The 23,115-nt window shown below is 70.1% G+C and carries 18 protein-coding genes; 15 read left to right on the top strand and 3 right to left on the bottom strand.

Features of this window, described 5'->3' with window-relative positions; all coding sequences use genetic code 11:
• Positions 1–663: 663 nt before the first annotated feature.
• The 6 genes from ACQ0O7_RS15490 (at position 664) to ACQ0O7_RS15515 (ending at position 7,812) form a co-directional block, all read left to right on the top strand.
• Positions 664–999 (top strand): hypothetical protein, encoded by a 336-nt coding sequence (locus tag ACQ0O7_RS15490; protein ID WP_430782752.1) that lies wholly within the window; start codon positions 664–666, stop codon positions 997–999.
• Positions 1,000–1,751: 752 nt separating this feature from the next.
• A complete protein-coding gene (locus ACQ0O7_RS15495) occupies positions 1,752–1,961 on the top strand; it encodes a hypothetical protein (protein WP_430782753.1) in 210 nt (69 codons plus the stop codon).
• 509 nt (positions 1,962–2,470) lie between these two features.
• A complete protein-coding gene (locus ACQ0O7_RS15500; protein ID WP_430782754.1) occupies positions 2,471–2,653 on the top strand; it encodes a hypothetical protein in 183 nt (60 codons plus the stop codon).
• A 133-nt stretch (positions 2,654–2,786) separates the two neighbouring features.
• Complete coding sequence (locus ACQ0O7_RS15505) at positions 2,787–4,727, top strand: cellulase family glycosylhydrolase (RefSeq protein ID WP_430782755.1); 1,941 nt, start codon at positions 2,787–2,789, stop codon at positions 4,725–4,727.
• A gap of 103 nt (positions 4,728–4,830) precedes the next feature.
• Positions 4,831–6,450: an RICIN domain-containing protein gene (locus ACQ0O7_RS15510; RefSeq protein ID WP_430782756.1), complete on the top strand. Its 1,620-nt coding sequence runs from the start codon at positions 4,831–4,833 to the stop codon at positions 6,448–6,450.
• A gap of 114 nt (positions 6,451–6,564) precedes the next feature.
• Positions 6,565–7,812 carry an alkaline phosphatase gene (locus tag ACQ0O7_RS15515; protein ID WP_430782757.1) on the top strand — a complete coding sequence of 416 codons (1,248 nt, stop codon included), beginning with the start codon at positions 6,565–6,567 and terminating at the stop codon, positions 7,810–7,812.
• Here the strand turns inward: ACQ0O7_RS15515 and ACQ0O7_RS15520 are convergent.
• The gene (locus ACQ0O7_RS15520) at positions 7,802–8,818 is read right to left on the bottom strand and encodes a LacI family DNA-binding transcriptional regulator (protein WP_430782758.1); all 1,017 of its coding nucleotides are present in this window, start codon (positions 8,816–8,818) and stop codon (positions 7,802–7,804) included. The two genes, ACQ0O7_RS15515 and ACQ0O7_RS15520, sit on opposite strands and share 11 nt — an antisense overlap.
• A 160-nt stretch (positions 8,819–8,978) precedes the next feature.
• Here ACQ0O7_RS15520 and ACQ0O7_RS15525 point away from each other — a divergent pair, with 160 nt between their 5' ends.
• From ACQ0O7_RS15525 to ACQ0O7_RS15550, 6 genes are all read left to right on the top strand, one after another.
• A complete protein-coding gene (locus ACQ0O7_RS15525) occupies positions 8,979–10,280 on the top strand; it encodes an ABC transporter substrate-binding protein (RefSeq protein WP_430782759.1) in 1,302 nt (433 codons plus the stop codon).
• A complete protein-coding gene (locus ACQ0O7_RS15530) occupies positions 10,280–11,140 on the top strand; it encodes a carbohydrate ABC transporter permease (protein WP_430782760.1) in 861 nt (286 codons plus the stop codon). The genes ACQ0O7_RS15525 and ACQ0O7_RS15530 overlap by 1 nt, the downstream gene beginning before the upstream one ends.
• On the top strand, positions 11,137–11,970 hold the full coding sequence (locus ACQ0O7_RS15535) for a carbohydrate ABC transporter permease (RefSeq protein WP_430782761.1): 834 nt from the start codon (positions 11,137–11,139) through the stop codon (positions 11,968–11,970). The genes ACQ0O7_RS15530 and ACQ0O7_RS15535 overlap by 4 nt, the downstream gene beginning before the upstream one ends.
• Positions 11,971–11,975: 5 nt before the next feature.
• The gene (locus ACQ0O7_RS15540) at positions 11,976–14,174 is read left to right on the top strand and encodes a family 78 glycoside hydrolase catalytic domain (protein ID WP_430782762.1); all 2,199 of its coding nucleotides are present in this window, start codon (positions 11,976–11,978) and stop codon (positions 14,172–14,174) included.
• A 137-nt stretch (positions 14,175–14,311) separates the two neighbouring features.
• Positions 14,312–14,791, top strand: a complete 480-nt coding sequence (locus tag ACQ0O7_RS15545; RefSeq protein ID WP_430782763.1) for an SRPBCC family protein — start codon at positions 14,312–14,314, stop codon at positions 14,789–14,791.
• Positions 14,788–15,144: an ArsR/SmtB family transcription factor gene (locus ACQ0O7_RS15550; RefSeq protein WP_430782764.1), complete on the top strand. Its 357-nt coding sequence runs from the start codon at positions 14,788–14,790 to the stop codon at positions 15,142–15,144. The genes ACQ0O7_RS15545 and ACQ0O7_RS15550 overlap by 4 nt, the downstream gene beginning before the upstream one ends.
• Positions 15,145–15,255: 111 nt before the next feature.
• On the opposite strand, the gene ACQ0O7_RS15555 is transcribed toward ACQ0O7_RS15550, so the two are convergent.
• Positions 15,256–16,512: a serine hydrolase domain-containing protein gene (locus ACQ0O7_RS15555; RefSeq protein ID WP_430782765.1), complete on the bottom strand. Its 1,257-nt coding sequence runs from the start codon at positions 16,510–16,512 to the stop codon at positions 15,256–15,258.
• A gap of 93 nt (positions 16,513–16,605) precedes the next feature.
• On the bottom strand, positions 16,606–17,625 hold the full coding sequence (locus ACQ0O7_RS15560) for a hypothetical protein (RefSeq protein ID WP_430782766.1): 1,020 nt from the start codon (positions 17,623–17,625) through the stop codon (positions 16,606–16,608).
• 188 nt (positions 17,626–17,813) lie between these two features.
• Between ACQ0O7_RS15560 and ACQ0O7_RS15565 the strand changes: the two genes are divergently transcribed.
• The 3 genes from ACQ0O7_RS15565 to ACQ0O7_RS15575 all read left to right on the top strand — a co-directional run bounded on the left by ACQ0O7_RS15565 (position 17,814) and on the right by ACQ0O7_RS15575 (position 22,791).
• Entirely contained in the window at positions 17,814–19,070 is a 1,257-nt protein-coding gene (locus tag ACQ0O7_RS15565; protein WP_430782767.1) for a sensor histidine kinase, read from the top strand.
• Positions 19,067–19,753 (top strand): response regulator transcription factor, encoded by a 687-nt coding sequence (locus ACQ0O7_RS15570; protein ID WP_430782768.1) that lies wholly within the window; start codon positions 19,067–19,069, stop codon positions 19,751–19,753. Before ACQ0O7_RS15565 ends, ACQ0O7_RS15570 begins: the two co-directional genes overlap by 4 nt.
• A 227-nt stretch (positions 19,754–19,980) precedes the next feature.
• Entirely contained in the window at positions 19,981–22,791 is a 2,811-nt protein-coding gene (locus tag ACQ0O7_RS15575; protein WP_430782769.1) for an FAD-binding and (Fe-S)-binding domain-containing protein, read from the top strand.
• Positions 22,792–23,115: the final 324 nt, after the last annotated feature.

The following is a 23,115-nucleotide window of genomic DNA, read 5'->3' on the forward strand; positions in this document are numbered from 1 at the left end:
GCCGTCGCCTGGACGGCCACCGCACTGACCACGCCACCGTCGGGCGATCTCGCCCCGCTGCTCGCCGAGCTGATCAGTCGCATCCGGCAGCAGGTGGGGGCGGAGGCGTTGCGGGTCCTCCAGGTGGACCCGTTCGACCAGGCGGCCCGGGATCGCCTGAGAGCCGCCCTGGAGCGGGCCGCCTACTATGACCCGGCCTTCACCAGGGACATGACCCACCTGCAACATGAGATAGACCAACACAAGATCCAAAACCGGACACCCCTTCCGCCGGTACGGCCTGCACCTCCCGCCCCGCCCCCGCCTCGCGCTTCACCTGCCGCCGCCGATCCGCCACCCCCGTTCGATCCGCGGGAATCGCCGGCCAGGCCGTCGCGACGCGCCCTACCCGGCCGGCCACCCACGCACGCCGGTACCGCTCCTGGCCCCGGACCTGCTTTTGTTCCCGGACCCGGATCTGCTCTTGTTCCCGGACCAGGGCCTGGCTCCGGTTCTGGCCCGGATTCGATCACGGCCCGCCGTCGCCCCGATCTCGAAGCGACCCGCGACCTCCACGACCGCACCCACGATCTCCGTGGCCGATCCCGGCCCGCGGGCCCACCCGGAACCGCCTTCCTGACACCTGGTCCCGAAACCCCGTTCTCAGAATCCACCGATCACGTCATGAACCGCCCCGGCCGTGTTCCGCCGGTCCCGATCGCCGCCGCTGATGCCCTCCCGACCCGCCCCGACCCCGGCGCCGAAACCCGGAACATCATCGACTTCACCGTCCCCAGCCACGCCGCCCGAACCCGGTGGCCGGCCCGAACCCTCGTCACCCTGGGCGTACTGACCTGCACCGCCGGCCTCTGCTACCTGGTGATCGTCCTCGTGGGTGCTTTCGGCTCCACCAACCCAGCCGTACCCTCCGGCGAGAAACGCGCCCTGATACTCATCCTCGCCGGCCTCACCCTGATGACGGTCGGCGCGATAGCCACCCGCCTGACCCGCCGCCGCTAACCCACCACACCCGGTCCCCGCCCCACGTCCCGCCTTGCCGCGCTCCGCGTCTCTGGTCCCCTGCCGTTCCGCGTCCGGCGCCCGCCTTGCCACGCCTCGCATTCCGCTTCCGGTCGCCCGCCTTGCCACGCCTCGCGTCCCGCATCCGGACCTGCCTTTGCCACACCTTGGAGTCCCGCATCCGGACCTGCCTTTGCCACACCTCGGCGTCCCGCATCCGGTCCCGCCTTACCGCGCTCCGCGTCCCGCATACGGTCTCCCGGATTGCCGCGCCTCGCGTCCGGTGTCCTGCCCTGCCTTCCCTGCCCTCCCTGCCTTGCCTTCTCTGCCCTGCATTGCCCGCCCTGCATTGCCCGCCCTGCATTGCCCGCCCTGCCTTGCCGCGCCGCGACTTGTCCGTCCGCGAACCGAGGCTGGGGTTCGGTTACCCGAACCTCCTTCCGGGCGGTTGCCCCCACCTATTTCGGGCGGCTGGCCCCACTGTGTTTCCGCAGCCGTGCGGCCATTCTTAACTGATGAGAAGCAGCCCCGAACCGCCCATCCCGCTTCCGTCCACCGATCCGTTCTTCCCGCCCTCGCCTTCGGGTCTCCCGGCAATCCACCCGGCGTTCCTGGTCGTTCTGTTATGCCAGGCGCCCACCCGCCCACGCGCCCGGCCAACAGCCGAATCGCACCCGCCGACAGGCCACCGCAGACCCCGCTCCGGTTCGCCTCCTTAACTACCGCCCGCTCACTCACCGTTCGCCTGCCGATTGCTCGCCCGCCTGCTCACCGCCCGCCTGTTCACCGCTTGCCCGTTCACCGCCTGCCCGTTCACCGCTCGCCCGTTCACCGCCTGCCCGTTCACCGCTCGCCCGTTCACCGCTCGCCCGTTCACCGCCCGCCCGTTCACCGCCCGCCCGTTCACCGCCCGCCCGTTCACCGCTCGCTCGCCGGGCGCCCGTTCACCGGGCTGTCCTTGATCCTGGACCGGTCGGCCATGAGCATGGACCGGCCCAGTCATGAGAGTGAATCGGTCTTGCCGCGAGCGTGAACCGATAGACGGAACGTTCTGTCGAATCCAGATGGAGTTCTGCATGGGATCCGGATTGCGCTCAAGTCAATCGCCTCGCTCGGGCACCCCCTGATCAGCGATCTTGGCGGGTTTACCACCGGAAAGAGCCTTCTCCTCGGCCACCGGACCCCATGCGGTCAATCCCGAGAGCGGGCAACCCCAAAATCTAACGAGTTGAGGTTGCCGCATGCCGGAAAATTGGATGATTCGCCACCGTCTTGAGTCTTGTTCTTGGCCGCCTGATCACTCGCGGTCATTCCCTCGCGCGGACGGCCCGTCCCGCTGAGATCTTGGAGGATTTGCCACCTTTTCCGGTGGTAAATCCTCCAACATCGGCCCGGGGTGGGGCGGGAAGCGGACACTCGTGCGGGGAATTGACCGTGAGTGGGCCGGCGGTCGAGAGCAAGGCTCGAAACGGTGGTAAATCCTCCAAGGTTCCGGCCCGGCCGCGACTGGGAGGTGCCCGGCCGCTACTGGGAGGTGCGTTTCACCGAGGCGCCGGGCCCCACCGAACTCGGCCCGATGGTCGTCTTCCACGGCATCGAGGTGGCCGAGATCGACGACATGTCCGAGTGGGACCACCACCCCTGGATGTGGTGAGTTCGGGCGCGATCCGAACCCGAACTCACCACGCGGGGTGGGGAGACTCTTGTCAGTGTTACTCCGGGATTAAATACTGTCGATTAATGGGAGCGCTCCCACGCTGCCCTCGACCCATCCCCAGGAGTCTGTAGTGACTGTTCAACCATCCCGTAGCAGAAGGGTCGCCGCGGCTGTCCTCGGTGTGGCCCTCGCTCTGACCGGCGGATCCGCTGTGCCCACCGCGGCGGCCGCCGCCCCGCCCGCCAGCGACTGGCTGCACGTCTCCGGCAACCGGATCGTCGACGCGGCCGGCAGCCCGGTCTGGCTGACCGGAACCAACTGGTTCGGTTTCAACGCCACCGAGCGGGTCTTCCACGGCCTGTGGTCGGCCAACATCACCCAGATCACCCGGCAGATGGCCCAGCGCGGGATCAACCTGGTCCGCGTGCCGATCTCCACTCAGCTGCTGCTCGAGTGGAAGGCCGGTACATTCGTCGCGCCGAACGTCAACACGTACGCCAATCCGGAGTTGACCGGGTTGAACAGCCTCCAGATCTTCGAGTACTGGCTGGAGCTGTGTGAGCGTTTCGGCATCAAGGTGCTGTTGGACGTGCACTCGGCCGAGGCGGACAACTCCGGTCACGTGCACCCGGTGTGGTGGAAGGGTTCGATCACTCCGGAGCACTTCTACCAGGCCTGGGAGTGGGCGGCGGCCCGCTGGCGGAACGACGACACCATCGTGGCCTTCGATCTGAAGAACGAGCCGCACGGTACGCCCAACGACCCCGTCCGGGCCAAGTGGGACGGCAGCACCGACGTCGACAACTGGAAGCACACCGCCGAGACCGCCGCCAAGCGCATCCTGGCGATCCACCCGGAGGTGCTGATCCTGGTCGAGGGCAACGAGGTGTACCCGCGGGAGGGCGAGACCTGGAACTCCCCGAACACTGATCCCGACCGGTCACCGAACTACTACTACAACTGGTGGGGCGGCAACCTGCGGGGCGTCCAGGACCATCCGATCAACCTCGGCGCCCATCAGGATCAACTCGTCTACTCTCCGCATGACTACGGGCCGCTGGTGTTCAACCAGCCGTGGTTCGACAAGCCGTTCGACAAGACCACGCTGACCGACGACGTCTGGCGGCCGAACTGGTTCTACCTGCACGAGAACGGCACCGCGCCGCTGCTGATCGGCGAGTGGGGCGGGCGCCTGGGCCAGGACGCGCGGCAGGACAAGTGGATGACCGCCTTGCGGGACCTGATCGCCGAGAATCAGCTGCACCAGACGTTCTGGGTGCTCAACCCGAACTCCGGGGACACCGGCGGGCTGCTGCTGGACGATTGGACGACCTGGGACGAGCAGAAGTACGCACTGCTCAAGCCGGCCCTGTGGCAGTACCAGGGCAAGTTCGTCGGCCTCGACCATCAGGTTCCGCTCGGCGGTGACGGCAGCACCACCGGGATCAGTCTCGGACAGCGCTACGGTGACGGCGGCGAGCCCGGCGACACCACCGCGCCGACCGCTCCCGGGCAGCCCACGGCCGGGACGATCACCGCGAACAGCGTGGCCCTGAGCTGGACGGCCGCCACCGACAACGTGGGCGTGACCGGGTACGAGGTGCTGCGCAACGGGACAGTGGTCGGCACGGTCTCGGCCACCGGTTACACGGCCACCGGGTTGACCGCGAATACCGCGTACACCTTCAGTGTCCGGGCCCGCGACGCGGCCGGGAACGTCTCCACCGCCTCGGCTGGGCGGACCGTGACCACCGGCAGCGGCGGGGGAGGCGGCAGCCAGGGGTGTACCGCCACGTTCAAGACGGTCGGTTCGTGGAGCGGTGGTTTCCAGATGGAGGTCGCGGTGGCCAACACCGGCACCACCGCCGGTTCCGGCTGGACGGTGAACTGGACCTATCCGTCCGGGACCGCGGTCGTCTCGCTGTGGAACGGTGTGCTGGGGACGCCCGCGGTGACCGTGCGCAACGCCGCCCACAACGGGGCGCTGGCGGCTGGGGCGAGCACCTCGTTCGGTTTCACCGGCAGCGGTCCGGCGGCCACTCCGGGTTCTCTGACCTGCGTTTCTTCCTGAGAAATTACTGGGATATGCCCACATCCATCGATGTGGGCATATCCTTTGGGTTCCCTGTGAGCGCTCACATCCCCAATCTGAGCCCGAGCGAAGGATCCCCACCATGACATCCCCGTCCCCCCGGAGACGCCGCTGGCGCGGCGCTCTCATCGGCCTGCTCGTCACCACCCTGGCGAGCGCCGGCGTGGCCATCGGTGTGCGGCAGGCCAACGCCGCGACGGTCAACACCTCCGCGTGGTACGTGCTGGTCAACCGCAACAGTGGCAAGGCCATGGACGTCTACAACCTGGCCACCGATGCGGGCGCCGGCATCGCCCAGTTCACCCGCAACGACGGCAACTGGCAGCAGTGGCAGTTCGTCGACGCGGGCAGTGGTTACTACAAGATCAAGAGCCGGCATAGCGGTCTCCTCCTGGAGTTGCCGAACGCCGGCGACGGCACCCAGCTGATCCAGAACAGCGACAACGGCACCACCCGCCAGCACTTCACCCTGAAGGACTCGTCCGGCGGCTACGTCCGGCTGCTCAACCGGCACAGCGGCAAAGCCGTCGAGACCTGGGAGTGGTCCACCGCCGACGGCGGGATCGTCGCCCAGTACGGCGACCTCGACGGCGCCAACCAGCAGTGGCAGATGGTCCAGGTCGGCACCGGCGGCGGCGGGACCTCCGGATGCGGCACCGGCACCTTCCAGTCCGAGGTCACCGTCAGCGGCAGCACCTGGACCGCGCGCAACGCCGCCGGCAGTGCCGTCTACACCGGCACCGACTTCCGCGCCGCCGTGCAGGCCGGCATCGGCAGCCTCACCGCCGGCCGCACCTCGATCCAGCGTGTCGTGGTCCGCGGCAACGGCAGCATCAGCGCCGGCGCCCGGATCTCCCTCGCCAGCTACACCTCACTGTCGGTGTGCGGCACGATCAACGTGACCGGCTCGGGCAGTGGCGATTACGCGCCGATCTACGCCCGTGGGGTCAGCAACATCGAGGTGCCCTACCTCAACGTGACCGGCGCGCCGATCTACGGCATCTTCATGCGCAACGTCACCGGCGTCCACCTGGGCCAGATCGACATGCGCCTGAGCGGCGGCCTGGGCGTCCGCATCGACAACCGCGGCGACACCAGTCAATGGACCCGGAACGTACGCATCGACAACGTGTACGTCTCCGGCGCCGGTTCGCACGCCGTCGAGACCTACGGCGTGGACGGCCTCACCATCGGCACGGTGACGGCCCGCAACGTCGGCGAGTCCGGCCTGCTCCTCAACCAGACGATCAACGCCACCGTCGGTACGGTCGACGCCGAGAACGCCGGGGCCGGCACCGGGTACGCCGCCTTCCGGATGGCCAACCGCAACGGCCGGGTCGGTTCCGCCTACCCGCAGAACATCAAGGTCGGCACGGTGAAGGCACGCGGTGGCGGCCGTGGCATCTTCTGCGTCTCGGAGAGTGGTGGCGCCACCATCGACCGGGTCGACATCGCCAACACCGGCAACAACTCGATCCTGGTGGAGAACTGCTACAACGTGACCGTCGCCGGGGTGTCCGGCACGGTCAGCGGCGGTGGTGAGGTCCGGATCGCGGCCCGCACCGAGTTCCCGCCGTCGTCCGGGATCAGGTTCCAGAACCTGACGGTGTCCAACACCAACGTCACCTGGAGTCCGTGCACCGGCAGCAACAACACGATCAGCAACGTGACCCGCAACAACTCGACACTGACCTGGTGCTGACCGGGCGGTGACGGAGGGCCGGTGCCGGGTGGCGCCGGCCCGTTCCGTTTCCCACCGGCGTTCCCGAGGCGTTTACTGGCGGTGATGCTCAAGGACGAGCTCCAGGAGGAATCCATGCGGACGACGACCCTGCGATGGCTGATGGCGGGAACCGTGGCGGCGGCCGGTCTGACCCTGGCCGATCCACCGGCCGGCGTGGGCGGCGCGGCTCCGGAACGAGCGCGTCCCGGCGTACACAATGTGATCTTCATCAATGGTGACGGCATGGCGGCGGCCCATCGCGAGGCGGCGCGCCTCTATCACTCGGGTCTGCGCGGGCGGCTGACGATGGACCGGTTCCCGGTCTCCGGGCAGCTCACCACCAGCCCGGACGATCCCGGCACGGCGATCACCGACTCGGCGGCCGGGGCGAGCGCCTGGGCCACCGGTGTGGCCACCTACAACGGCGCGATCAGTGTCGGCCCGGACGGCCGGGCCCTGCCCACCCTCGGCGCGCGGGCCAAGGCGGCCGGCAAGGCGACCGGCCTGGTCACCACCGCGCAGGTGACCGACGCGAGCCCGGCCGCGTTCTTCGCCAACGCGGTGGACCGGGCCGCCCAGGACGACATCGCCCGCCAGTATCTGGAGAAGTCGAAACCGGACGTGATCCTCGGCGGTGGCGAGGACTGGTGGCTGCCGACCGGCACGCCGGGCGCCTATCCCGACAAGCCGGCCGAGGATCCGGAGGAGGGCAGCCGGGGCACCGAGGGCGACCTGATCGCCGAGGCGGAGAAGGACGGCTATCAGTACGTGTCCACCCGTGCCCGGTTGAGAGCCGTCCAGCCGGGGAAGGTCCTCGGGCTGTTCGCGAACGAGGAGATGTTCCAGCAGAACCCGGAGGGCGAGGGTGACGTCTACCGGCCGGTGGTCGACCTGGCCACGATGGCCGGTAAGGCTCTGGAGCTGCTGTCCGCCGACGCCGACGGCTTCTTCCTGCTGATCGAGGAGGAGGCGGTGGACGAGTTCGCGCACGACAACAACGGCCGGCGGATGCTGCAGGCGATGGGGGAGCTGGACAAGGCGGTCGCGGTCGCCGAGGCGTACGCCGCGAAGCACCCGGGCACCCTGGTCGTGGTGACCGGTGATCACGAGACGGGTGGGCTGGCGGTCGAGGACGTGGACGCCGACGACGAGTCGGCCGGTGAGGACGGGCCGTTCCGGGTGAAGGGCACACCGTTCGAGTTCACCCTGGACTGGACGACGACCGGCCACACCGGGCAGAGCGTTCCGGTCACCGCCTACGGCCCGCAGTCGGAGCGGTTCACCGGGCAACACCCCAACACGTACGTCCATCAGGTCCTGGAACCACTCGTCACACGGTGACGCCGGTGGTCGATCCGCGGGCGTGCAGGGTGGTGGTGGCCATCCAGTGGCGGGCCTCGGCCCGGCCGGCGATGCGTTCCAGCAGCATCGTCGCAGCCTGCGCGCCCATCTCCACCCCCTGCTGGTCGACCGAGGTCAGGTCGATCAGCGGGTGGGCGGCCACATGGGTGTTGTCGTAACCGGTCACCGCGATCCGCCCGTGCCGGCCGGCCCCGGTGATCCGGGCCAGCACCTCCAGGGCGATGTCGTCGTGCCCGGCGACGATCGCGGTCGGCGGCTCGGGCAGTGCCAGCAGCCGGTCGGTGGCCTCCCGGGCCTCGTCACGGCTGGTCTCGCGGCGGCGGGCCACCTGAACCAGATCGGTCAGGCCCGCCTCGGCCATGCACGCGCGGTAGATCTCCAGCCGGTTCGCGTGCGGGGTGCCGGAGCCGGGCCGGGTGACGGTCTCCGGTTCGGTCACGTGCGCGATCCGGCGGTGACCGAGCGTGAACAGATGCTCCATCAGCAGGCGAGTGCCGTGGTGGTCGTCGCCGACCACGGTGTCGTACCGCTCGGTGCGGTCGTGCCGGCCCAGCATCACCACCGGCACCCGCCCGGCCAGCTCCTCCAGCCAGGCCGGGTCGACCAGCGGCGCGACCGCGATGATCCCGTCGACGATGCCGTCGGCCAGTGAGTCGATGGTGCCGTACTCGATGCCCTCGGCGGGGGCGAGGACGAGCTGGTACGGCGTACCGGCGATGGCTCTCCGGGCTCCTTCGACGATCTGTGTCATGAACACGCTGACGTAGGGGATCTCCAGGACGAGCCGGTAGCTGGAGCCGCGGAGCGCTCGGGCCGCGATGCTCGGCCGGTAGCCGAGGTCCCCGATCGCGGCCTCGACGCGCTCGCGCATGCCGGGGCTGACCCCGTAGGCGTTGCGGATCACCTTCGACACCGCGGCCCGCGACACGCCCGCCGCCCGCGCGACGTCACTGATCGTGACGGCCCGGCCCCTCGTGATCGACATAATCAACACTGTAGACCGTTCTCCGCGGGTGGGAGCAGCGGGTCAACGGGTTTTGAAACGTTTCGGAACTGCTCTTGTGTGGGCCGCGTAGACCGGTCTACTGTGACGGCCATCTCCTTTGGAGACCGATCTACACACATGTACGAAACCGGAGGTTCATATGAGGCTCGGTGCGGTACTCCTCGTCAGTGCGCTCTCCCTGTCGGCCTGCAGCGCCGGTTCGCTCGGTTCCAGTGACGAGTCGGCCGGTGGCAGGACCGCGATAACCTTCCTGACCAACAACGACCCGAGCAACGTGAAGGTGGCCGAAGCGGTCATCGCCGCGTTCGAGGGAAAGAACGCCGACGTCGACGTCAAGCTGGACACCCGTCCCCAGGGCGGCGAGGGCGACAACCTCGTCAAGACCCGCCTGGCCACCGGCGACATGGCCGACGTCTTCGAATACAACTCCGGCTCCCTGCTGCAGGCCATCGCGCCGCGGACCAACCTGGCCGCGGTCACCGCCGAGGCCTGGGTGAGCGATCTCGATCCGGTGTTCAAGCAGGTGGTCACCGCAGACGACGAGGTCTACGGCTCGCCGTGGGGCCCGGCGGTCGGCGGCGGCATCTTCTACAACCGGCCGCTCTACGGCAAGCTCGGCCTCCAGGTCCCCAAGACGTGGGCCGACTTCATGGCCAACAACGCCAAGATCAAGGCGGCCGGCGTCGCCCCGGTCCAGCAGACCTACAGCGAGACCTGGACCTCGCAGGTCATCGTGCTCGCCGACTTCCACAACGTGGCCGCCGCCGATCCGGGCTTCGCCGGGAAATACACGAACAACCAGGCCAAGTACGCCACCACGCCCGCCGCCGTGGCCGGTTTCGAACATCTCCAGGAGCTGCATGAGGCCGGGTACTGGAACTCCGACTTCGCGTCGGCCAAGTACAACGACGGGCTCGCCGCGGTGGCCACCGGTAAGGCCGGCCACTACCCGATGATCACGTTCGGAGTGCCCGCGCTGGACACCGCAGCCCCGGACAACGTCGACGACGTGGGCTTCTTCGCCCTGCCCGGCACCGATCCGGCCAAGAACGGCGTGACCCTGTGGGAGCCGTCCGGCATCTACATCCCGGCGAGCACCGAGGGTGACCGGCTGGCCGCGGCCAAGAGGTTCCAGGCGTTCGTCGCCTCCGCCGACGGCTGTGCCGCCTACGCCAGCGCCGCCCCGGTGGGTGGACCGTTCGTCGTCAAGTCGTGCACCCTGCCCGCCGACGTCGCCCCGGCCGTCAAGGACCTGAGCGCCTACGTCGACGCCGGCCAGGTCAGCCCGGCACTGGAGTTCCTGTCGCCGATCAAGGGCCCGGCGCTGGAACAGATCACCGTCGAGGTCGGCTCCGGCATCCGGTCCGCGGCCGACGGCGCGAAGCTGTACGACGAGGACGTCAAGAAGCAGGCCCAGCAGCTCGGCATCCAGGGCTGGTGATGCCTCGCCGCAGTCCGTATCCGTACTGGTTCCTGATCCCCGGGGGCCTGGTCTTCACCGTCTTCTTCCTCGTCCCGTCGGTGATGGCGTTCTGGTTCAGCCTCACCCGGTGGACCCTGTTCGACCAGGAGTTCATCGGCCTCGACAACTACATCCAGTTCTTCCGGGAACCAGCGCTCGCCTCCGGCCTGTGGCACACCGTCGTCTACGCGGCGGTCACCTCGGGACTGAAGGTGATCCTCGGGATGGCCCTCGCGGTGCTGCTGACCGGGCCGATCCTGGGACGCGGCTTCCTGCGTTCGGTCGCGTTCTTCCCGGTGCTGGTCAGCACGATCGGCGTCGGATTGACCTTCCAGGTGCTCATGCACCCGACCGAGGGCGTCATCAATCAGCTGCTGAGCTGGGTCGGCATCACCGGCCCGGCCTGGCTTGTCGACCCGGACTGGGCGCTGCTCTCGGTGGCGTTCGTGGACGTCTGGCAGGGTGTCGGCCTGGCCACGGTGATCTACATGGCCGGCATCCTGTCCATCCCCGGCGAGTACTTCGAGGCCGCCCGGGTGGACGGGGCCGGCGCCTGGCACCGGTTCCGCGCCATCACACTGCCGCTGGCGAAACCGGCCACCGTGTCGGTGATCCTGCTGTCGCTGATCGGCGGCCTGCGCAAATTCGACCTGATCTGGGCGATGACCAAAGGCGGCCCCGGATTCACCTCCGACGTGATGGCGTCGGTCATCTACAAGCAGTACCAGGCCGGTTTCTACGGGCTCTCCACCGCCGGCAACGTGGTCCTCTTCGTGCTGGTGATCCTGATCGCGCTCCCGTTGTTCTGGTTCTTCAACCGAAAGGACGAGACCGATTGAGTACGCGTGCCAAGCCCAACCTTCCGCTCAGTGCGCTGGCGATCGTGGTCTTCGGCGTGGTGTTCCTGCTGCCGTTCGCCTTCATCGTCCTGACCGCCGGAAAGACCCAGCAGGAATCGGCCGCCCTCCGGTTCTCCTGGCCGACCGAATGGGCGCTGGTGGAGAACTTCACCGCGGTCATCGAGGCCCGGGACTACCTGCTGATCATCGCGTTCATCAACAGCACGATCCTCACCGTGGCCAGCGTCTCGGTGGTGGTGGTCCTGGCGTCGATGGCCGCCTTCGTGCTCCAGCGCCGCAAGAGCCGCTGGACCCGCGCGGTCAACCTGGTCATCCTGTCCGGCCTGGTGCTGCCGCCCGCGGTGGTGCCGACCATCTGGGTGCTGCAGAGACTCGGCCTGTTCAAGACGATGCCCGGCCTGATCCTGGTCGAGATCGCGTACGCGATGGCCTTCTGTGTCCTGCTCTTCCAGGCCTTCATCGCGGGCATCCCGAAAGAGATGGACGAGGCCGCCACCATCGACGGGGCCGGCCCGGTCAATCTGTTCTTCCGGGTCGTCCTGCCGTTGCTGCGGCCGATCATCGTGACCGTCGTGGTGGTGCAGACGGTGTTCATCTGGAACGACTTCGCCAGCCCGCTCTACTTCCTGCCCGGTGACGAGAACGCCACCGTCCAGTTGACGCTCTTCAATTTCCAGGGCCAGTACACCAATTCCTACCACCTCCTGTTCATGGACATCCTGCTGATCACGGTGCCGCCGCTGATCATGTTCATGATCTTCCAGCGCCAGATCGTGTCCGGCATGATCGCCGGCTCGGTGAAAGGTTGAGCCACATGCAAGGTCGGATGATCACCCCCGTCACCGAACTGGGCAGCGCTCCCGTCCTCCGCACGGAGTTCACGGTCGACGCCCCGGTCACCCGGGCCACCCTGCGGATCAGCAGCCTCGGCGTGCACGAGGCCCGGATCAACGGCAAGCCGGTCGGTGCCGACGTGCTCAGCCCCGGATGGAGCTCCTACGAACACCGGCTGCGGTATCTGACCCACGACGTGACGGCGCTCCTCGACGACGGCAACGTGCTGACGGTCCTGCTCGGCAACGGCTGGTACCGCGGACGGCTCGGGTTCATGGGCGCCCGGGCCCTCTACGGCGACCGGCTCGGCGTCATCGCCGAACTGCGGATCGAGTACGCCGACGGGCGCCGGCAGACCGTGCTCAGCGACGAGACGTGGACCGCCGACAACTCCGACGTGCTCGCCGACGACCTCTACCACGGGCAGACCATCGACGCCCGGCAGCGGACCGAACTGCGCACCTGGCGGCTGCCGGTCCGGGCGCTCGACTTCGACACCGCGCTGCTCACCCCGTACATCGGACCGCCGGTGACCAGGCAGGACGTCGTGGCGCCGGAGAAGGTGTGGGAATCACCGACCGGGCGGACCCTTGTCGATTTCGGGCAGAACCTGGTCGGCTGGATCCGTTTCACCGTCGCCGGGCCGAGCGGCTCCGAGATCCGGATCCGGCACGCCGAAGTCCTCGAGGACGGTGAACTCGGCACCCGGCCACTGCGCGACGCCCAGGCCACCGACCGGTTCATCCTCAGCGGCGGCACCGACTTCTTCGAGCCGACCCTGACCTTCCACGGATTCCGGTACGCCGAGATCACCGGCTGGCCGGCCGGCGTCCCGCTCGACGTCGAAGCCGTCGTCGTCCACTCCGACCTGCGCCGGACCGGCACCTTCGAGTGCTCCGACCGACTGCTGAACCAACTGCACCGCAACGTCGTCTGGAGCACCCGCGGAAACTTCCTCGACCTGCCCACCGACTGCCCGCAGCGCAACGAACGGCTCGGCTGGACCGGCGACATCGCCGTCTTCGCGCCGGCCGCCGCCTACCTCTTCGACACCTCGGCGTTCCTGGCCGACTGGCTCGCCGACCTGGCCGCCGAACAGGAGGCCGCCGACGGGCTGGTGCCGTTCGTCATCCCGGACATCCTGAAATACCAGGGCAGCCCGCCGGACTTCCCCGACCCGGACAGCACCGCCTTCTGGTCGGACGCGGCGGTCTGGGTGCCGTGGACCCTCTGGCAGGCGCACGGCGACCGGGCGATCCTCGAACGGCAGTACCCGTCGATGACCGCGCACGTCCGCCGGGTCCGCACGCTGCTCTCGCCCAGCGGGGTGTGGGACGCGTCGTTCCAGTTCGGGGACTGGCTCGACCCGGACGCACCGGCCGACGCGCCGGCCAAGGCCAAGGCCGATCCCGGGGTGGTCGCCACCGCCGCCTACCACCGGTCGCTGGTGCTCGTCGCGGCCACCGCGCGGCTGCTCGGCCGGAACGACGACGCCGAGGAGTTCACCGCGCTCGCCGCGCGGACCCGGGAGGCCTTCAACACCCGGTACGTCGACGTCGACGGCACGGTCCACTCCGACTGCACCACGGCGTACACGCTGGCGATTGAATTCGGTCTTCTCGACGCCGGCGGCGAGGTCCTGGCGGGGCGGCGGCTTGCACAGCTGGTGGCGGAGAGCGGTCATCGGGTGTCGACCGGGTTCGCGGGTACGCCGTACATCCTCGACGCCTTGACCCGGACCGGTCATCTCGACGCCGCCTATCGACTGTTGATGGAGCGGGAGTGCCCGTCGTGGCTGTATCCGGTCACGATGGGGGCCACCACCATCTGGGAACGGTGGGACTCGATGCTGCCGGACGGCACCGTCAACCCGGGGGAGATGACCAGTTTCAACCACTACGCGCTCGGGGCCGTCGCGGACTGGATGCACCGGACCGTCGGCGGGATCACGGCGCTGGAGCCCGGGTACGCGCGGGTGCGGATCGCGCCTCGGCCCGGTGGTGGGCTGACCTGGGCGCGGGCCGGGCTGGAGACGCCGCACGGCCGGGTCGAGGTGGCGTGGCGCCTCGCCGCGGACGGCTCGGTGGACGCGGACGTGACGCTGCCGGCCGGGGTGACCGGGGTGTTGTCGCTGCCGGGCCGTCCGGACGTGGAGATCTCCGGTCCCGTCCGGGCTTAGGTTCCGTGTGCCGCGTTCCGGCTCGAATCGAGCCGGAACGCGGCACACGGTCTGACGGCTGATGCGCAACCTTCGGTTGCGCTTCGGTGCGGGGAGGGCGTAAGGTCATGCGCAACCAAAGGTTGCGGGAGGTTGTCATGGAGTACGGAACCATCGAGCGGTCCATCTACGTCGACGCGGCGCCGGAGATCGTGTTCGAGGTGGTCAGCAAGCCCGAGCACGTCAAGAAGTGGTGGCCGGACGAGGCCGCCTATCCGATGGAGCCGGGCAAGCCCGGATACATCGTCTTCGGGGCCACCGGCGGGTCCGGCGTCTACGGCCCGGATGCCAAGGTCGAGCAGTTCACCGTGGTGGAGGCCCGGCCGCCCCGGTCGTTCTCGTTCCGGTGGAACCACGCGGAGGGGGAGAGTGCCGCTCCGGGCAACTCCTACCTGGTCACCTTCGACCTCACACCGGAGGGTGACGGGACGCTGCTGCGGATGACCGAGAGCGGCTTCCGGGAGCGTGGCTGGGGCGAGGCACTGGTCCAGCAGAACTACCGGGACCACGAGGCCGGCTGGGACCACTTCCTGCCACGCCTGTCCCCGTATGCCGCGTCCCTGCACGTCACGCCGTGATCGTCGACGACGATCTCTGGCAGGCGATCGGGGACCCCACCCGGCGCCGGATGCTTGACCTGCTGCTCGCCGACAACGGCAGCGGCACCGCCACCACGCTGGGTCACCGTCTGTCGGTGACCCGGCAGGGAGTGGCCAAACATCTCGCCGTCCTGGAGCGCGCCGGTCTGGTGCTGGCCGTGCCCGCGGGGCGGGAGAAACGGTACCGCGTCGACGACGACCAGCTGGCCCGCGCGGTGGCCCAGCTGTCGTCGGTCGGCGCGGCCTGGGACGCCCGGCTGGCGCGGATCCGCTCCATCGCCGAAGCGATCCGGCAGGAGGCCGGTATCCGGAAGGAGGCCCATACGGACTGACCACTCCCGAGATCGCCCGTCCCGTCCGCTCGGTGCCGCCCTTCGTCCGGGCCGGCGCCGTCGCACCGATGCGCCCGGCCCGCCGGGATCGTCGGCGGGCCGGGCGATCTGCTACCTCGCACCCGTGCCGGGAGTGGTTCCGCGCAGGTTGGCGAGCACCTCGGCGGGGACCGGCTTGCCGAACATCTGGCAGATGTTCACGGTGTCCGCGCCGAACACGATGGTCTGGTAGTAACGCTCCACACCCGGGTTCTCGTCCCGGTCGTTGGGCTCGCCGGTGGCGTCGGTGACCGCGGTCCGGCGGCCGTCCTCGCTGGCCACCGCGGTGCTGTGGTGGCCCATCGTGTCGCCGCCGTGGCCCCACACCGAGCCGCACGGCGAGTCGGTGCGGAACAGGCCCAGCCCGTACCCGCCCCGGAGCGGGAAGTCCGCCGGCAGCCCGACGGTGGTCTTCATCTGCGCGAGCTGGGCCGGGGAGAACAGCTCGGCCCGCATGACGGCCGAGAAGAAGCGGGACAGGTCACTCGCGGTCGTGATCATCGCGCCGGCGGCTCCGCCCCACCCGCCGATGGGCCAGTCCGAGGTGTCGGTGTACTCCGGGGTGCCGGACCCGTACTTGATGGCGTAGCCCCGGGCGTACCCGGGCCCGGTGCCGGTCGCCCTGGGGTCGGCGTAGTAGGTGTGCCGGAGCCCGAGCGGGCCGGTGATGCGTTCCCGCACCAGCGCGGGCATGCTCTTGCCGGTCTGCTTCCGCAGGATCATGCCGAGGAGGGTGTAGTTGGTGTTCGAGTACTTCCAGCCCGCGCCCGGTGCGAAGTACGGCTCCTGGGCGAAGGCGATGCCGAGGAGTTCCGCGTCGGTGTGCACGTGCTGCGGATCGTTCTCCATGTCGGTGAAGAAGTCCGGGGCGCCGGTGTAACTGAACAGCCCACTGGTGTGATTGAGCAGCATCCGCACGGTGATGTTCCGGCCGTTCGGCACCACACCCGGCAGGTACCGCTCCACCGGCGCGTCCAGCTTCAGCCGGCCGCGGTCGACCTGCTGCAGGACCAGCACCGCGGTGAAGGTCTTGGTGTTGCTGCCGGCCTCGAACTGGTCACCGGCCTTGATCGGGCGGCCGGTCCGCCGGTCGGCGACACCCTCGGCCAGGGTGTGGACCCGGCGACCGTCGTCGATGCGTGCCAGGTACCCGGGCGGGCCGGCCGCGATCACCCGCTCGGCGACCTCACGTTGCAGCGTGTCGTTCACCCGGTGCGCGTCCCGGGTGCCGGCCGCGGCCGCCACTCCGGTGCCGGTCAGGGCGACCGCCGCGGTCAGCACGAGCGCGGTCCGGCGGAAGGTTCGGGGGGTTCCGGTCTCGATGTCCATGTATCGATCCTGTCGGGAACCGGCGGCCCGGTCATTGCCACCAGCTACCCGGTTGATCGAGGGGCCAGCCCTACCGTCGTGGTACAGCAGGCACTACCGCTGACGGCGTTTCACCTCCAGGGAGCCGATGCCGCCGGGAGCGTCGATGTCCAGGGCCGGGCCCCGGCCGAGGTCGTCCGCCCCGAGAGCCGTGCCGCCGCCGACGCCCCCGCTGGCCCGGCCGTACAGGGTCACGTTGCCGGCTCCGGAACCCACCCTCACGCGTACCGGAATCTGGTTCCTGGTGTGGATGAACCAGGCGCCCACGCCGCCGGTCATCCGGACCGGGACCACGCCGGCCAGGCGGCCCAGGCGCAGGTTCATCGTCTCGGCGCCACCGTCCAGGTCGATCCGGCTGACCGTGCCCGCGGTGGCGTCGAAGTCCATGGTCTTCACCCCGGCGCCGAGACGCAGATGCCAGGTGATCCGGCTGCTCAGACGGATCTCCACGTCACCGCCACCGGCCGGGCCGGCGTCCACCCGCAACACTCCGCCGCTGAACGTGGTCTGCGACGGGCCGGACACCCGGAAGTCGTCGTCGCCCAGATCCGTGATCCGCACCGTCAGGGTGGTGACGCCGGTGACGAACTCCAGGCGGGCGGTGCGCTTGACCGGAGCCGGCCGCGACGGTGACGGCGACGACGCCGCGGCCGGCGTGGTCGGCGGCAGGGCGAACGAGAACGACGGTGACGGCGATGCGGCCGGCATCGGTTCCAGAGGGATGACCCCGGTGGGTACGGCGGCCGGGCGCTCGGTGATCTCCGAGGTCGCGAGGGGACGGGCCAGCAGCACCGTCCCGAAGACCACCAGCAGCGCGGTCATCCCGGTGAGGATCACCGGGCGCTGAATCCACGAACGGCCACCGGTGCCCGGCTCGCCGGGGACGCTCTGCCGGGCCGAGTCGGGAAGCAACTCGTGCCAGGTGGCGCCGGCGGACTCCGGGACGTCCGGCCAGTAGTCGGCGATGTTCGGCAGCGCGGTCCGGGGCTGGTCGTCCTCCCGTTTCGCGTGCTTCGGCACCGAGCCGACGTAACCGGCGATCCTCAGCGGGGTGGGCTGCTGGCCCTTCTCCACCTGACGTCTCCTCGGGGCGCGGGGAAGCCGATAACGGTTCATTGACGACGATTCCCGAGGAGCGTACGGGTACGGCGGGTTTTGATCAATTGACCGGTACCGGCGTACGACGGGCGTCGTATGTGACGCCCGCCGGATACTCCCGGTGCACGATGTCAGCGGGTTCCGGGCCGCCTAACGTCGTTGCCATGCGCGAGATCCTCACGTCCGGCGGGCGGGCTCTGGCGGCCGACGTCCTGCTGGCCGCGATCCTGGCCTCGCTGGTCGTCTTCGACCCGGCGACCACATCGTGGCAGGCGGCCTGGACGGCCCCGCTGGTGGCCGCCGCGATGCTGCTGCGGCGCCGCCGGCCGGTGTGGGTGCTGGCGGTGATGACCACGGTGGTGGTGACCGCCCTGCTCCTCGGGATGCCGATGATGGGCGGCCCCTATCTCGCACTGGGCGCCCTCACCTACTCCGCCGCCCTCTACAGCGAGCGACGCCGCCCCTGGCTCTATGCGCTGCTCTGCTGGGCGGCGCTGTCGCTCACCGGCTCGATCCTGGACTTCTCGGCGTGGTGGAGCCCGGACCAGTTCGGCCTGTTCGCGTGGATCCTCGGCGGGGCCGGGGCCGGCGACTCGATCCGGATGCGGCGGGCCTACATCGCCGAGGTCATGGAGCGGGCCCGGCAGGCCGAGCAGACCCGCGAGGAGGAGGCCCGCCGCCGGGTCATCGACGAGCGGCTGCGCATCGCCCGGGAGCTGCACGACGTGGTCGCCCACCACATCGCGGTGATCAGCGTGCACGCCGGGGCGGCCGGGCACGCGCTGCGCGACCAGCCGGAGAAGGTGTGGCCGGTGCTCGGGCACATCCGGGACGCCGCGGACACCGTGCTCGACGAGATCAAGTCGGTGATCAGCGTGCTCCGCGACCCGTCCGAGGTGCCCAGCACCGAGCCGACCCCCGGGCTGGACCGGCTGCCCGATCTGCTGGACGGGCTGCGGGCCGCCGGGTTCGAGGTGCGGCAGCGGCAGGAGGGGACGGCCCGGCCGCTGCCCGCGGTCGCCGATCTGGCGGCGTACCGGATCGTGCAGGAGGCCCTGACCAACGCCCACCGGTATGGCGACGGCAGCGCCGCGCTGCGGATCGCCTACCTGCCGGGTGAGGTGCTGGTCGAGGTCACCAACCGGATCGGCGGCGGACTCCGGGACGGCCCGGCCGGCGCCGGCCCGAACCGCCCGGCCGCCGGCGGCGCCGGTGGCCTGGACCGTCCGGTCGGCTCCGGTGCCGGCTCCGGCACCGGGTTCGGGCTGCTGGGGATGCGGGAGCGGGCCACCGCCGTGCACGGCCGGATCAGTGCCGGGCCGATCGCGGGCGGGTCCTTCCGGGTGCATGCCGTACTACCCGCGGACGAGCACGCCGTCCGCTGGACCGCTGAGACCGAGACGGTGGGGACGTTCCGATGATCAGAGTGATGCTCGCCGACGACCAGGCCCTGATCCGGGCCGGCTTCCGGATGATCGTGGACGCCGAGGCCGGGATGGAGGTGGTCGCCGAGGCCGCCGACGGGCGGGAGGCGGTCCAGCTCGCCCGCACCGCCCGGGTCGACGTCGTGCTGATGGACATCCGGATGCCCCACATGGACGGCATCGAGGCGACCCGGCGGATCTGCGCCGAGGAGCAGCTGGCCGGGGTCCGGGTGCTGGTGCTCACCACGTTCGACGACGACGACAACGTGGCGCTCGCGCTGCGGGCCGGGGCGAGCGGCTTCCTCGGCAAGAACGTGGCGCCCGCCGAGCTGGTCACCGCGGTGCGGGTGGTGGCCGAGGGGGAGGCGCTGCTCTCGCCGAAGGCCACCCGGGGGCTGATCCGGCGGTTCGTCGAGCACGTCCGGCCGGTCACCGGCCCGCGGCTGCCCGCGCTGGACCTGGTCACCGAGCGGGAGACCGAGATCATGGTGCTGGTGGCGCACGGGCTGTCCAACGGCGAGATCGCCCAGCGGCTGCACGTGTCGCCGTTGACGGTCAAGACCCACGTCAACCGGACGATGGTCAAACTCGACGCGCGGGACCGGGCCCAGCTGGTGGTGATCGCCTACCAGAACGATCTGGTCCGCCCCGCCGACATCCTCCCGGAGCCGGGCCGATGATCGATCCGGCGACCGGGGCGATCATCGGCGGGCCGCCGGGCCGCGAGGGCACCGCCGCCTGCCGTCGTGATCCCCACCTGTTGGGAATCGGCGAGTGATCTCACAAGCCTCCGCCGGTGTGCGGACCGTGTCCGGGTGGCGACTACGATGTGCGCGACGTCCTGAGCATGTTCACCGCCGCACGCTGCCCAAGGCGGAACAGCACGTAGACAGCCTTGGAGAAGCGCGTGACCAGTGCCGATCTGACCGCCCGCCTGCGTCGGGCCGGTGTCACCGACATCCTCACCGACACCGCGCACCGGGCGGCGTACGCCAGCGACGCCTCGCTCTACCGGGTGGTCCCGCAGGCCATCGTGCGCCCCCGGCACGACGACGACGTCCTCGCCACCCTGGCGGTGAGCCGGGAGACGGGTGTGCCGATCACCGCCCGGGGCGCCGGCACGTCGGTCGCCGGCAACGCGATCGGGCCCGGCCTGATCCTCGACTTCAGCAAGCACATGAACAAGGTGCTCGACGTCGACGGCGAGGCGCGGACCGCGCGGGTGCAGGCCGGCACCGTGCAGTCGGTGCTGCAGGCCGCCGCCAAACCGTTCGGGCTGCGCTTCGGGCCCGACCCGTCGACGCACACCCGCTGCACCATCGGCGGCATGATCGGCAACAACTCGTGCGGGGCGCGGACCCTGGGGTATGGACGGACCTCGGACAACACTCTCGGGCTGCGGGCCTACACGATCAACGGTGAGGAGCTGGTCACCGATCCGCTCAAGGGCGCCGACTCGGTGGTCAACGCGCTGCGCTCGCTGGTGGGCGAGAACCTGGCGATCGGCCGCACCGAGTTCGCCACCTTCGGCCGGCAGGTGTCCGGATACGCCGTCGAGCACCTGCTGCCGGAGAACGGGTTCAACCTCACCGAGTTCCTGGTCGGCAGCGAGGGCACCCTCGCGGTCATCACCGAGGCGACGGTCCGGCTGGTCGCCGACCCGGTGCACCGGACGATGATCGTGCTCGGCTACCCCGACTTCGGGACGGCCGGCGACGTCATCCCGGCGATCCTCGAATTCCAGCCGACCGCCTGCGAGGGCCTCGACCACCGGATCTGCGACGTGGTCCGATCCCGGCGCGGCCCGGACGCGGTGCCACCGCTGCCCGCCGGAACCGCCTGGCTGATGATCGAGATCGCCGGTGACGACCTCGACGACGTCCGGGACCGCACGCGGCGACTGGTGGCCGCGTCCGAGGCGCTCGACCACCGGATCGTCGAGGACGCCGCCGAAGCCGCCCCGCTGTGGAAGATCCGTGAGGACGGCGCCGGGCTCGCCGGCCGCGCCCCCAGCGGGCTGCCCGCCCACGCCGGCTGGGAGGACGCCGCCGTGCCGCCCGCGCGGATCGGCGCCTACCTGCGCGACTTCGACGCGCTCACCGCCCGGCACGGGCTGTCGGTCATGCCGTACGGGCACCTCGGCGACGGCTGCGTGCACGTGCGCCTCGACTTCCCGCTCGACAAGCCGGACGGCCCCGCGCTGTTCCGGGCCTTCCTCGAGGACGCTGCCGACCTGGTCGTCAGCTACGGCGGGTCGCTGTCCGGGGAGCACGGCGACGGGCGCGCCCGGTCCGAGATGCTCAGCCGGATGTATTCGCCGGAGGCCATGGACCTGTTCCGGCGGATCAAAGGCGTCTTCGACCCGCGCAACCTGCTCAACCCCGGCAACCTGGTCGACCCCGACCCGGTCGACGCCAACATCCGCGTGTCGCAGGGGCGCAAGGTCACCGTGCCGCTCGCTCTCGCCTACCACGCCGATGGTGGGGACTTCAACCAGGCGGTTCACCGGTGTACGGGTGTGGGCAAGTGCCGGGTCGACACCCGGGTGCTCGGCGGGGTGATGTGCCCGTCGTTCCTGGCCACCAAGGACGAGAAGGACTCCACCCGGGGCCGGGCCCGGGTCCTGCAGGAGATGATGGACGGCGACCTCGTGCCGGACTGGCGGTCGCCGGCCGTACACGATGCGCTTGATCTCTGTCTGTCCTGCAAGGGGTGTGCGTCGGACTGTCCGACCGGGATCGACATGGCGGCCTACAAGTCCGAGGTGATCCACCAGAGCTACAAGGGGCGGGTGCGGCCCCGGTCGCACTACACGCTGGGGTGGTTGCCGCGGTGGTCGCGTCTGGCGTCGCGGATTCCGGCGCTGGCCAACCTGGCCACGGGTCTGCCCGGGGTCAAGAACGTCGCACTGTGGTTCGCCGGAGTCGATTCCCGGCGCAACATCCCCCATTTCGCGCCGAAGACCTTCAGGTCAACCTTCCAGGGTGTGAAAACCGGCAAGCCGGTGGTGCTGTTCGTGGACAGCTTCACCGATCACTTCTCGCCGGACGTCGCGCGGGCCGCCGTGGAGGTGCTTGTCGACGCCGGGTACGCGCCCCGGGTCACCAGCCGGAAAGCCTGCTGCGGGCTCACCTGGATCTCCACCGGGCAGCTCGACGCGGCCCGGCGCATCCTCGGCGGCACCGTCGCCGAACTGCACGAATCGGTCAAGCAGGGGATCCCGATCGTCGGCCTGGAACCGTCCTGCACCGGTGTGCTCCGGCAGGACGCCGTCGAACTCGTCGACAACGAGGCGGCCAAAGCGGTCGCGGCGGCGACGATGACGGTGGCCGAGCTGCTCGCGGCCACTCCCGGATACACGCCGCCCTCGCTGGAGGGGGTGCGGGTGATCGCCCAGCCACACTGCCACCATCACGCGGTGATGGGCTGGGACGCCGACGCCAAGCTGCTGAAACAGGCCGGCGCCACGGTCAAGCGGCTCGGCGGTTGTTGCGGTCTGGCCGGCAACTTCGGTGTCGAGCGCGGTCACTACGAGGTGTCGGTGCAGGTGGCGGAGCAGCAGCTGCTGCCGGCGCTGGAGAAGGCCGAGGAGGGCGACGTCTTCCTGGCCGACGGTTTCTCCTGCCGCACCCAGGCCGACGACCTGGCCGGCGTCTCCGGAATCCACCTGGTCCAGCTACTCCAGCAGCGCCTCCGCGACCGAACCCCCACCGCCTGACCACCGCCCGCGCTCGCGCGCGCCCGCGGGCCGGGCGCGGGCCGGCTGCGGCGGCGGGCCGGTTACGACGGCGGGTCGGGCGCGGCGGCGGGCCGGGTGCGGCGGCGGGTTGGGTGCGGCGGCGGGTCGGGCGCGGGCCGGTTACGGCGGCGGGTCGGGCGCGGCGGCGGGTCGGGCGCGGCGGCGGGTCGGGTGCGGCGGCGGGTCGGGTGCGGGCCGTGCGGTTGGCGTCGGTCGGGCATGGCGGCTGGCCGGGCGGTTCGGCGCGCCGGTGCGGAGTTTCCGTGGCCGAGGTCAGACCGTGTGCCGATTTGCGGCTCGAAT

It is taken from the genome of Actinoplanes sp. G11-F43 (genome assembly GCF_050589265.1).
Taxonomy (GTDB): Bacteria; Actinomycetota; Actinomycetes; order Mycobacteriales; family Micromonosporaceae; genus Actinoplanes.

Coding starts and splice junctions, on each gene's coding strand:
- ACQ0O7_RS15490 (WP_430782752.1), top strand. CDS start 664: ATGAACCGCCCCGGCCGTGTTCCGCCGGTCCCGATCGCCGCCGCTGAT.
- ACQ0O7_RS15510 (WP_430782756.1), top strand. CDS start 4,831: ATGACATCCCCGTCCCCCCGGAGACGCCGCTGGCGCGGCGCTCTCATC.
- ACQ0O7_RS15515 (WP_430782757.1), top strand. CDS start 6,565: ATGCGGACGACGACCCTGCGATGGCTGATGGCGGGAACCGTGGCGGCG.
- ACQ0O7_RS15520 (WP_430782758.1), bottom strand. CDS start 8,818: ATGTCGATCACGAGGGGCCGGGCCGTCACGATCAGTGACGTCGCGCGG.
- ACQ0O7_RS15525 (WP_430782759.1), top strand. CDS start 8,979: ATGAGGCTCGGTGCGGTACTCCTCGTCAGTGCGCTCTCCCTGTCGGCC.
- ACQ0O7_RS15530 (WP_430782760.1), top strand. CDS start 10,280: ATGCCTCGCCGCAGTCCGTATCCGTACTGGTTCCTGATCCCCGGGGGC.
- ACQ0O7_RS15540 (WP_430782762.1), top strand. CDS start 11,976: ATGCAAGGTCGGATGATCACCCCCGTCACCGAACTGGGCAGCGCTCCC.
- ACQ0O7_RS15545 (WP_430782763.1), top strand. CDS start 14,312: ATGGAGTACGGAACCATCGAGCGGTCCATCTACGTCGACGCGGCGCCG.
- ACQ0O7_RS15555 (WP_430782765.1), bottom strand. CDS start 16,512: ATGGACATCGAGACCGGAACCCCCCGAACCTTCCGCCGGACCGCGCTC.
- ACQ0O7_RS15565 (WP_430782767.1), top strand. CDS start 17,814: ATGCGCGAGATCCTCACGTCCGGCGGGCGGGCTCTGGCGGCCGACGTC.
- ACQ0O7_RS15570 (WP_430782768.1), top strand. CDS start 19,067: ATGATCAGAGTGATGCTCGCCGACGACCAGGCCCTGATCCGGGCCGGC.